Annotated in this window: 9 protein-coding genes; 8 read left to right on the forward strand and 1 reads right to left on the reverse strand. The window is 46.1% G+C overall.

What is annotated here, in order from left to right; all coding sequences use genetic code 11:
- Positions 1 to 101: 101 nt before the first annotated feature.
- Positions 102 to 1,001: a LysR family transcriptional regulator gene (locus L876_RS0110945; RefSeq protein ID WP_028763855.1), complete on the reverse strand. Its 900-nt coding sequence runs from the start codon at positions 999 to 1,001 to the stop codon at positions 102 to 104.
- Positions 1,002 to 1,133: 132 nt separating this feature from the next.
- Here L876_RS0110945 and L876_RS0110950 point away from each other — a divergent pair, with 132 nt between their 5' ends.
- The 8 genes from L876_RS0110950 to L876_RS0110985 form a co-directional block, all read left to right on the forward strand.
- A complete protein-coding gene (locus L876_RS0110950) occupies positions 1,134 to 1,853 on the forward strand; it encodes an SDR family oxidoreductase (protein WP_028763856.1) in 720 nt (239 codons plus the stop codon).
- Positions 1,854 to 2,186: 333 nt separating this feature from the next.
- A complete protein-coding gene (locus L876_RS0110955) occupies positions 2,187 to 2,516 on the forward strand; it encodes a c-type cytochrome (protein WP_028763857.1) in 330 nt (109 codons plus the stop codon).
- 68 nt (positions 2,517 to 2,584) lie between these two features.
- Entirely contained in the window at positions 2,585 to 4,297 is a 1,713-nt protein-coding gene (locus L876_RS0110960; RefSeq protein ID WP_028763858.1) for a DUF3373 domain-containing protein, read from the forward strand.
- 97 nt (positions 4,298 to 4,394) lie between these two features.
- Positions 4,395 to 5,750, forward strand: coding sequence for a tetrathionate reductase family octaheme c-type cytochrome (locus L876_RS0110965; protein WP_037428479.1), 1,356 nt, complete (start codon positions 4,395 to 4,397; stop codon positions 5,748 to 5,750).
- Positions 5,751 to 6,096: 346 nt separating this feature from the next.
- Entirely contained in the window at positions 6,097 to 7,755 is a 1,659-nt protein-coding gene (locus L876_RS0110970; protein ID WP_028763860.1) for an ABC transporter transmembrane domain-containing protein, read from the forward strand.
- The gene (locus L876_RS0110975) at positions 7,752 to 9,842 is read left to right on the forward strand and encodes a peptidase domain-containing ABC transporter (RefSeq protein WP_028763861.1); all 2,091 of its coding nucleotides are present in this window, start codon (positions 7,752 to 7,754) and stop codon (positions 9,840 to 9,842) included. Before L876_RS0110970 ends, L876_RS0110975 begins: the two co-directional genes overlap by 4 nt.
- Positions 9,835 to 11,160 (forward strand): HlyD family type I secretion periplasmic adaptor subunit, encoded by a 1,326-nt coding sequence (locus tag L876_RS0110980; RefSeq protein ID WP_028763862.1) that lies wholly within the window; start codon positions 9,835 to 9,837, stop codon positions 11,158 to 11,160. Before L876_RS0110975 ends, L876_RS0110980 begins: the two co-directional genes overlap by 8 nt.
- Positions 11,161 to 11,173: 13 nt before the next feature.
- The coding region (locus L876_RS0110985; protein ID WP_028763863.1) for a hypothetical protein at positions 11,174 to 11,855 on the forward strand (682 nt) is incomplete at its 3' end.

The following is an 11,855-nucleotide window of genomic DNA, read 5'->3' on the forward strand; positions in this document are numbered from 1 at the left end:
TTCCGGGTAAAAAGCAAACTATTTCGCAACATATTCTTAGCACCACACTTATCGCCATTTTCCATACTGATACGAGGTGCTAAAAATAGCGCTATTGTCATTTAAAAGTGGTGGTTAAAATACTCAGTAACAAACTTGGTAAATGCCTTCAACCGTTCAGGCTGGTAATTATCCTTGTGATAAATCAAATAAAAAGGTGAATCCGCCATAAACCAATCATCGAAAACAGGGGTGAGTTGTTGGTTGTCTAATTCGGTTTGGCAATAGAGATAGGGCAAACGCGCAATGCCATTTCCCGACAGCGCAATATTTTTCATCACACGTCCATTTTTGCAGCGTACATTGCCAACAATATCGACCTCCACCTTTTGAGTAACATCGCTTTGGTGCAAAAACTCCCAATGGCTGACCGAGCCAGAGATGCATTGGTGTCGCAGTAGATCTTTGGGATGCTGCGGAGTGCCAGCCATGGATAGGTATTTAGGCGATGCAAACACACCATTTTTAATCATCATCAGCTTACGTGCCACTAAACCTGAGTCTGCAAGAGCCCCCATTCTAAAAACCATGTCAAACTTACCCAAAACCAGATCGACTCGCTCACTGCTAAAATCGAGATTAACTGTGACCTCAGGATGAAGGTTGATAAATTCACTCACGACATTCGCCACCACCTCTTCGCCGAGAAAACCACCGACACAGTTGATATTGATATGTCCATGTAGGTTTTGCGCATTATCCATCGTCATTGCAACGGCACTGGCAATGTTATCTAACGCCGTTTTGCAGTGACTAAATAGCTGTTCTCCTTGCTCGGTGAGGCGCTGCGCTCTCGTTGTACGAGTGATCAAACTCACCCCAAGTTCCGCTTCTAGGTGAGTTAACTGCCTAGAAAGGTAAGAGCGAGAACACCCCAATAGCTCTGCGGCCGCCGTAAAACTGCCCGCCTCTGCGATAACCGTAAATGCCTTAATATCTGCGAGACTAATCTCTTGATTCATACAGACTCCCTGCCAATACGCACACAATTTGTCATTAATAGTAAACAATAATGTTACTTGGGAACTATATATCAACAATAGTGTAGAGGCTAAACTTTGCCTCAATGAAATAATTTTTTAATGAGGTAGACAATGAAACCACTTATCGTCATAACAGGTGCATCTTCAGGGATCGGCGCAGCAATGGCACAAGCCTTTAGCGTAAAAGGTCATCCGCTATTATTGCTTGCTCGTCGCGTTGAACCAATGGAAGCACTTGGGCTAGACAATACCTTATGCATCAGTGTCGATGTGACCGATGCGACAGCGATGAAAGATGCCATTGCTAGAGCAGAAAAGGCATTTGGCCCGGTTGGTGGCTTAATCAATAATGCTGGTGTCATGTTACTCGGCGCTGCAGACGTGCAAGATCCGGCAGAATGGAGCCAAATGCTCAACATCAATGTCATGGGAGTACTCAATGGTATTCATGCGGTACTTGCTGAAATGAAAGCGCGCAAAACTGGTACCATCATCAACATTAGCTCAATTGCCGGACGTAAAACCTTCCCTAACCATGCCGCTTACTGTGCAACAAAATTTGCCGTACACGCCTTAACAGAAAACATTCGTGAAGAGGTAGCCATGGATGATGTGCGTATGGTCACGATTGCGCCGGGTGCAGTTGAAACCGCCCTACTGAGCCATACCACAGATGAAGAGATCAAAGCTGGCTATCAAGAGTGGAAAGCGTTCATGGGCGGTGTGATAGAACCAACTGCCGTTGCAGATGCCGCCGTGTTTGCCTTCGAACAACCACAAAATGTTTGTGTACGTGAAATCGTTCTAGCACCTACTCGTCAACAGCCTTAATTCGGCACTCGATTTTTGCTTTGCAGCGCCCTTTAAATAGGTGTCCTACTTATTTAGAGGGTGTTTAACTACAAAAATGTGACTTAAATCCAGTCTTAATTCACTTACAAAATGCTCATCACTTCAGCAATCATAAAAATAAAAATTAATTTTATCAATAAATTAACGCCAATCCATTAGATTTTTATTCATGATATTTTTATCAATTAGATTTTTATTATAAAAGTGATCAACATCAAGTTCACATCTACCTCCTTTTGGTAAATTTATTAACAAGAAGCAAGCATTTTGTTTCAGGTTAATAAATCACTCGGAGTAGTGATTAAGGAAATGATGATGAAAAATGTAGTAAAAATTGCCACCTGTATCATGTTAACTCTCTCACTCGGCGCCCATGTTTACGCAGTAGACGGCGGCAATCCTAAAAAGGGCAAACATCTCTACAAAAAAGAGTGTAAAGCCTGTCATAGCAAAGGTGATGCCGCCGGCGAACTCACACCGATGACCAAAACCATGAGTCAGTGGGATCGCTTCTTTAAGCGCGACCAGCACAAGGTAAAGCCTGAAGTATTCGAAAAGTTATCGGAGAAAGATCGTCTAGATATTCAGCAGTTCCTTTATGACCATGCTGCCGATTCAGACCAACCACAGACTTGCGGTTAACCACTCATTTCGATATTGACGCGCTCCATTAAAGTAACAATGACGATGAGCGCACTAGGAGAGATAAGATGCGTACTCTACTTTCTATACTGATCGCCAATGCGTTAGCTTTTTCCGCTACCGCTTATGCAACCGACACAGAACAACAAAAACTTGCTGATCTCAAACAACAGCTCGCTGAATTGACCGAAGAGATCGATGATATCAATAGTCGTGTGGACAAAAATGAGCGCCACACTGCGTTAGATAGACTTGAGATCACCGGAGATTTTCGTACCAAAGCCCACTCATTGCACTACCGTAATGTCACCTGGAACCCTGCAATCAAGGTCGACTTTAATGATTTCGGTGCTAAAGCGATGTCTGGGGCTTTTGGACAACCTAATGACCCAAACTCCCCACTAGGACAGATGCTTAGCGCTAATCCAGACCTAGCAATGGCATTTCAAAGCGGCATGTTACAAGGGGTTATGCCTTACGTTTTAGCCCCCAAAAGCACGCAAGATATCGATAATGATATTTACTACACCACACGCCTACGCTTAAACCTTAAAGCAAAAGTTTGGGATAACGTCAGCTTCGCAGGGCGACTCACCATGTTCAAAAACTGGGGAGATTCAACTGGTGTGCAAGTATTTGACTCTTGGCGTTCATTCACCATGGATGGCACCAGCAGCGGCAACCCAAGTGGTGACTGGTTACGTGTCGAGCGCGCTTACTTCGACTGGAAAAATATCGGTGGCACGAACACATACCTTTCTATAGGTCGTCGTCCTTCAACCTATGGCCCACCTAGCCAATACCGTGAAAATGAGAAACGTGGCGGTACACCATCTGGACACTTAGTTAACTTTAACTTTGATGGGGCAACACTGGGCTATAACTTAGGTGAAATTACAGGTATTGATGGTCAGGTAGTACGCTTTTGTTACGGCCAAGGATTTGAATCACAGTGGGGAAATGGTGAGATGTTTGGCGACATCGTCACTAAAGACACCCACCTTGGCGGCTTTAATATCGACGCAATTAATGACGGCAATCACTTCCTTCAATTCACCCTATTTGGCGCCAAAGATGTCAATGATGGCTTTAAAGGAACCATGGCGTTCCCTACACAGTTAGCGGGTATTTTTGCCCCAACCATGTACCAAGATATGCAAAAGTTCTCTAACTTCAACTTCGAAACGCGCGTGCAGCCCAGTGGTGTCATAGGTGACATGTATTTAGGCGGTATCGGTTATGCGTATGAAAGCGATGACGACTTGAAAATGTTTGCATCACTAGGTTGGACGCGCGCCGAAGGTAACGGTAATGCGGGGATGTTTGGCGGCATGCTAAGCGACGCTGTATTTGAAGCACAACTCAACGCCGATGGCAGTGAAATCATTATGATGCCAAGCGCTGCAGACTCTGACGATGCAAAAGATGGTTACGGCGTCTATGTCGGTATTCAAATGCCAGCACCGTACGGTAAGTTTGGCCTTGAATATAACTACGGTTCAAAATATTGGACACCATTCACTCAGGCACAAGATGACCCTATTGGCAGCAAGCTCGCTACTCACGGTCACGTCGCTGAGGCCTATTACATGTTTGACATCAATCCTCGCATGTTTATCAAAGTCGCAGGGCTTTACTACGACTATGAATATACAGGCAGTGGCACCCCGGTTGGCGCACCGCAGAAAATCGATGATGTGATCGCTGGCAGTGCATTCTCAATGCTACCTGTTGTCGATACGGCTTACGATGTGAACGCCTCATTAGTCGTCAACTTCTAGTACTACTGTTTTTCCCCCAGCATTAGCTGGGGGTAGGGATTCTCCAATGAAATATCCACGTTCCATAGCCACCATTGCGTTCAGCGCATTATTAGGGATGGCGACATTCAACGTCACCGCCGAAAACCCTCACAAAGAGGCAATAGAAGGCCCGTTCACATCAGGCTCACAAGTCACAGAACTGTGTATCGCTTGCCATGAAGACCATGCGAAAGATTTTATGAAGTCTTCACATTGGACATGGGAACTAGAGCAAGAGCTACCAGGCAGAACGGTGAAACGCGGTAAGAAAAATGCCATTAACAACTTTTGTACTTCAATTTCGGGCAATGAACCACGATGCACCAGTTGTCATGCGGGCTACGGTTGGAAAGATGATAGCTTCGACTTTACCGACATGACCAAGGTCGATTGTTTAGTGTGTCATGACACCACCGGCACCTATATTAAAGATCCAGCTGGGGCCGGCGAAGCGCTCGCTAAAGTAAACCTTGAGCGCGTCGCACAAAACGTAGGAAGCCCGGTGCGTGATAACTGTGGTACCTGTCATTTCTACGGTGGCGGTGGCGACGCGGTTAAACATGGCGATCTTGACTCATCTATGGCTTATCCTGATAAAGCCACTGATGTCCATATGGATACGGATGGCAACGATTTTCAATGCCAAACCTGCCATACAACTGAGCAACACCAAATCACAGGTAATGCAATGGGCGTCTCGCCTGGTGGCATGAGTGATATAGGTTGTGAAAATTGTCATGACGCAGCGCCCCATGAAAACAAGCGCCTTAATACGCACACAGCGAGTGTAGCCTGCCAAACTTGCCATATCCCCTTCTTTGCGCGCAACGAGCCAACAAAAATGAGCTGGGATTGGTCAACAGCTGGTAGCGATCAAGCTGAAACTGTCGACGAATATGGCAAGCACACCTTTATGAAGAAAAAAGGCAGCTTCGAATGGAAGAAGATGGTTGAGCCCGAGTATGCTTGGTACAACGGTAAAGCCGACGCCTATATGGTGGGCGATAAGATGGATCCCAACAAAGTAACCAAACTCACGTACCCCTTAGGCGATATCGCAGATAGTAAAGCTAAAATCTACCCATTCAAAGTCCATAGAGGTAAACAGATTTACGACAAAAAGCAGCAAATTTTTGTCACGGCCAAAGTCTACGGTAAAGGTGGTTATTGGAAAGAGTTCGATTGGGATAAGGCCGCTAAGCTAGGGATGGAAGCTAACCAAGCACTCACAGAGAAAGGCATCAAATACAGTGGTGAACATGGCTTTGCTGAAACTGAAATGTGGTGGCGTATTAACCATATGGTTTCTCCAAAAGACCAAGCACTTAATTGTAATGATTGTCATAACAAAGGCACGCGTTTAAATTGGCAAGCACTGGGTTATGAGGGCGACCCAATGAAAAACAAAAAGGGTGTAAAGCACGCTAAATAGTTTACGCCTTCTCCATACGTATCATCTCCTACAAAGGGCCTTTTGTTAGATAAAGGCCCTTTTTACTTATACGGCCCTAATTACACGTGATAACAATCACCCACATGCAAGACTGATCGTTACTTAAGCCTACCAACGTATAACTAATTAGCGCCGCAGTCATACCTATCTTTTACAAACTTATTCACTCGGTTTCTCAGCGGTTTTACCCATGAAAATCACTTTTAAGTGGCTACTCTATATAGAAATTTGACTGATTTACTCCGGTCAAGATCAATGCTAGTTTACAAAGTGTGACATGTACTACACTTTTGACAGGTGTAAAGACCAACAAGGAAAGTATTAGATGGTGAGTTCTTTTCGTTTATTGATGCAAAACCGGGCTTTTACAGAGCTATTATTATCGTCGACATTTATCAACTTACTTTCACTTGCATTGCCCTTTACCATGCTCCAGATTTACGACCGTATTTTGCCGAATGAAGGGTATGGTACAGCTTCCATCTTAGCGGCTACAGTAGCAATCGCTATCTTATTAGAACTTCTGCTTCGCTACGCAAGGAGTTGGTTGCTCGCCTCATCTTCCGCCAACTTTGAGCTGCAGACCACAACCCAATTAGTCAAATCTCTGCTCAATGCCGACTACCGCCATCTGGCTGCGCTGGGACCAGGAAAAATAGCCAATGGTTTAAACAGTATCACAACCGTGAGAGAGCTTTACTCTGGCCAAGCCGCGGTCGCGATGATGGATTTCCCTTTTGTGATCCTATTTTTAGCCCTGCTCACCTATATTGGCGGACCACTGGTCTTTATCCCGATTGCTGTATGGGGGGCGGTTGGCATTTTTGTTTACCTTATTGGCCAGAAACTCACCGCTGTTGCACAGCAGTTAACCCTGACAGATAGCGAATACTCGCGCATGTTAATTCGCGTACTGTCAGGCTTGACCACCACCAAGGCGCTGGCTTTGGAAACACAGTTATCATCTAACTACGCAGCCATAAACTATCAACGCTTGGCACTGCAACAACAGGTGGACTGGCTCTCGTCTAAATTACAGGAGCTAATCCAAGGCGCCTCACAAATAACGACTTTGTTAATCGTCTTCATTGGTTGCTTTGAGGTGTTAAATGGCAGTTTAACAACTGGCGGATTGGCCGCCTGTTCCATTTTAGCAGGCCGCGCAATTGCACCGCTGAGCGCAATAATCAGTTTACGCTCACGTTTAGCCAGTGCAAAAACAGCCATGACTCAAATTAACAACATTAATAAATTACCTGCTGAACAGTTTCAAGGGAGTCAGGTGTACCAGCAGAAATTACCGCTAGGTCCGATTGAATTTAACAAGGTAGAGGCTGTTCAACCCGGTGCAATATTACACACTTTGTCCGCAACCATTGCGCCAGGGTCTTTGACCTGTATTCACTCCAATCCTCTTACCCATTCAAGTCTATTTTTGAGTCTGCTAGGAGGATTCCATCAACCGAGTGAAGGACGCATCACCATTGCAGGTGAACCCATCTCTGCCCATGATGCCAATGAATACACACAGTCGGTGGCTTATGTCCCTCCCTGGCCATCATTATTTTCAGGAACAATAATTGAAAACATGACCATGTTTCGTCCTGAACGGGAGATGGCAGCGATGGAAGTCGCCGAACAATTAGGCTTAACCAACACCATTGCGCAACTCCCTGCGGGTTACCAAACCCAGCTCGCCAATAACGAGAGCCAAATGCTAAACAAAGGTGCGATTAAGCTCATCGCGATGGTGAGAGCCATGGTGCAATCCCCATCCATATTGCTGCTCGATGAACCTATGGTATCGCTAGACATAGATGGACAGACTCGCCTGTTAGCCTTGATTAAAAACCAGCAATCGCAGATGACGATTATCGCCGCGACCTACTTTACGTCGATGCAACAATGCGCAGATCAGATTATTGATCTAACCCCCAAAGCTCCCGCAGCATCCAAAACAAATCGTGGGGAGGGAGAGCTATGACTCAGCCAACATCCGTCAATATAAAGCCAGCATTAGTGATGCTACTTCAACAAATAGGGCTTTACGCTCAAGCTAATAACTTAAGCTGTGAACAGGAAACCAAAAGCTTTGATTCGGTAATGGTGGTTAACACCTTAAAAAAACATCAAATTAGCTATAGCGTGCATGAGATAAGCACAGCCGAACTCAGTCATACCATACACCCGTTTTTACTACTGCCCACCGACTCCGCCCCTATCGTCGCGCGTCGTAGCGGTGAGCGTTATGAACACTTAACCTTGTCGGCAAATCAGCCACAGTGGCAAGCCCTGGCACCTGAGTCTCTTACTATTACAGGCCATGTGATCACCATTGATGCACTCCCATCGGCCAAAAGTGGCGCACATGCCTTTGCTGCCCACATGAGCAAGCGAACCAAATGGTACAAACCCGTTTTTTGGTTAAGTTTACTCTCCAGTTTAACTGGGCTCGCGGTGCCACTATTTACCATGGCTGTTTACGATAGGGTCATAGGCGGACAAGCTCCCGAAGTCCTGCCAAGTTTGGCACTTGGCGCCATTCTTGCTGTCACGATTTTGATCTCCTCTCGCTTAGCTAGGGCGAGTATTTTATCGAGCACCAGTAATCGCTTCGCGCGCGATCTGTCAAATATCACCTTTCGCCGCCTATTAAGCATGCCGCTTATCGTGTTATCCAGAGTAGGGTTAACCAACCATCTAGCCAGAATTCGCAACGCCGAAAAAGTTAGAACATTATTATCTGGCCCAAGCGGTGCGGGACTCATTGATCTGCCCTTTACCAGCATTGCATTGGTCACCATCGCCCTGCTCAGCGGATGGCTAGTGTTAGTTCCCTTAGTGATGCTACTGCTGTTTTATCTCGTCATGAAAGCGGTAAAAAAATACACCCAAGCGGCTACCCCAACCATAAGTAGTGAATATCAGAATGCCAGCAATGATTTGGCTAAACAGTTACTACAACTAAAAATAAGTGGCGATACACAAGGTTGGAACACTAAGTTTTCACGCCTGTGTAAAGAGCACTGCCGACAAAACTTTTTATACAGCAAACGCAATGGATTAACGGGAGCCATTGCCCATGCCATGAGCCTAATCACAGCACTAGTAACCGTATTTACCGGTATTTTCTTGGTTCTCAATCAAAGTATCAGCCCTGGTGCGTTAATCGCGTGTGTGATGCTAATATGGCGCATTACAGGCCCCGCACAGTTGGCTTTTTCCTCTAGCCAAAAAATCACCATGATGGATTCGGCTATCAAGCAATTTGATCGCTTTATGGAAGCTGGGACCGAGCACAACGAGTTGCGCCTCGATGTGCCCGACACGACACAAGCACCAGAGGTGTCATTTAAACATCTAACCCTGCGTTATTCTGCCGATGTCGAACCAGCACTGTCAGGCATATCCTTTGATGTGGCTCCAGGAGAGATTGTCGCCATTATAGGTCCTAATGGCTGTGGCAAAACGTCACTATTGCAAACCGCCATTGGCATACTCGATGCTCAAGCTGGTTATATCTCTGTTAATGGTAAAAACCTAAAACAGTACGACCCACAGAGTTTTAGGCAATGGGCAGGCTTCAATAGCGCCCAACCCGATCTCTTTCCGGGGTCGCTAGCAGATAACTTACGTATAGCAAAACCCGACGCCACTGATGAAGAGCTTTTTCAAGCACTCGATAATGCTGGCGCGAGCACACTCTTTGCCTCGCTGAATAACGATTTAAATGTTGACCTCTTTGCCCAAGGCCATTCCATTCTTTCTGACATAGAAGGTAGTTATATCTGTTTAGCACGAGCCTTACTTAAGAGCTCAACTTATTTGGTGCTCGATGAACCAATAGCGAACCAAAACCCCTATGCACGACACGCATTCATTAATATGCTGAATCGTATACGCGGTAAGGCAACCATACTGTTTACCACCCATGATCAGGCCTTGATTCAACAGGCTGATAAAGTAGTGATATTAGATAAAGGCGCGGTAGTTTACGCTGGACCACTTCCTGACCAAGCCGAAACCTCGCCCTCAAAAGCCACAATGCAGGAGTCAAATGCCAATGGATAATCGACAACTAACCAACAACATGTGGCCAGAACATGAGTTTGCCGAAGCGATTGAAGCCCCCGCAGAAAAACGTTTTATCAAACGAATGACACTACTCATTGCAGGTTCTGTGAGCATCATGCTGCTGTGGTCGGTTTTTACCCAAGTTGAAGAAATTTCAAAATCTAAAGGGCAAGTCGTTCCGCTTGGACATCGACAAGTCATTCAGAGCCAAACCGGTGGAACATTGGCCACCGTTATGGTTGAAGAGGGCGATGTGGTAAAAAAAGGTGATGTACTTGCTAGTTTTGTTGCAATCGACAGCCAATCTGCCGAAGAGGAACTGGCCAGTAAACGCGCCAATTTAGTGTTGAAAATCGAACGCTATGATGCATTTATTGATCAACGTCAGCCCAACTTTGAAGAATTTACCGCTGAATACCCGCAACTTGTTGATCATCACAAAAAATCACTGCAACGTATGAATGAAGAACGCACGTCAATTCAAGCGCTTTCTGAGTCAGATATAGCCAAATCTCAAGCGGAGATTGATGGATTGAAAACCGAGATCCCCCCCCTTGCCGATCAGATTCAGAACGCAGAAAAAACCATTAAGATGATGACCTCTGTTAAAGAGGAGCAAGCTGTCTCAAAACTCCGAATATTAGAGTCACAACAGAAACTCGACGCCTATATACGTGAGCTCAAAGTGATGGAAAGCAAACAAAACGTGTTAACGAAAAACTTGATTAACCTTGAAAATCAATTAGCCCAAAAACAAGCTAGCTTAATTAACGAAGTGGGTGAGAAACGCACTGAAGCACAGGCAGAACTACTCGGGGTGATCGCGCGCTTAAAGTCTACCGACTCTCTGGTGCTGCAAAACACAATCACAGCTCCCGTCGATGGCATTATTCAATCCATTCCCACCACGTCGTCAGGCAGCGTAATTCAGCCTGGTGGTACAGTCGCCGTCATCGTGCCCATGACAAAAACAGGCCTAATGGAAGCCAAGTTGTCTCCTAGAGATATTGGCTTTGTACGTGTTGGTCAAGCCGCCAGAGTCAAAATTGATGCCTTCGATTACAGCCGCTACGGCGCGCTTGATGGCATTGTAAAACGGATATCCCCCAGTACTGACTCTGATGAAAAAGGCGGTGTTTTTTATAAAGTGCAAATCGCGATCGACCGCCCCTACTTTGGGGAGTCGCCAGGGCAGTTTGACTTGATCCCAGGTATGACAGGTGAAGCCGATATCGTCACTGGCGATAAAACCGTCTTCCAGTATATGTGGAAACCTGTATTTACCAACATCACAGAAGCCTTTGGTGAGCGTTAGGGGAGAGTGAAAGATGTCAGACAATGATTCAAAGAAAACCGCTACGCCGAATGACGACACAGGTAAAAACAACAGTGAATTGCAGCAACGCCACGCTAAACAGAGTCTGGCCGCCGTAAAGAAACTTGATAAAGATGTCAAAAAGCTCGCCGCTAAAGAACTCAGAGATGCCGAGATCAAAAACGTAGGCAACAAAGACCTCGTGGCGGACAAATCTTGGCAGGCCACAAGTGCCGATACCAGTAATCCTAACCAAGTGGAAGCACCTGAGGTTAGCACAGCCGCAACACAGGCTCCCTCTGAACCAAAGCAACGCACAGAAACAGTCGACCAGCCACTGAAGGGGGATATAACGCCAGAACAGATTGCAGCCTCGACTAACAGCAGCCCAAAGCAGCATGTGATTACGGAGAAAGGCTCAACTGAAACCACCTCAATAGAACATGCAGCACTCCCAGTGAACGCTCATCAAGTGACGCCCTCACTGACACCGATAGCTCACGCTTTAAACACCAATGAGACCCATCAAAATCCGCCAGCCTTTACCGTTTCACTGCAAATTGATCCTACACCAGAACACACCCTAGGTTCGCCCCACCACACTGGCACTGGCACTGGCACTGGCACTGGCACTGGCACTGGCACTGGCACTGGCACTGGCACTGGCACTGGCACTGGCACTGGCACTGGCACTG

Source organism: Shewanella colwelliana ATCC 39565, from assembly GCF_000518705.1.
In the GTDB taxonomy this organism is placed as follows: Bacteria; Pseudomonadota; Gammaproteobacteria; order Enterobacterales; family Shewanellaceae; genus Shewanella; species Shewanella colwelliana.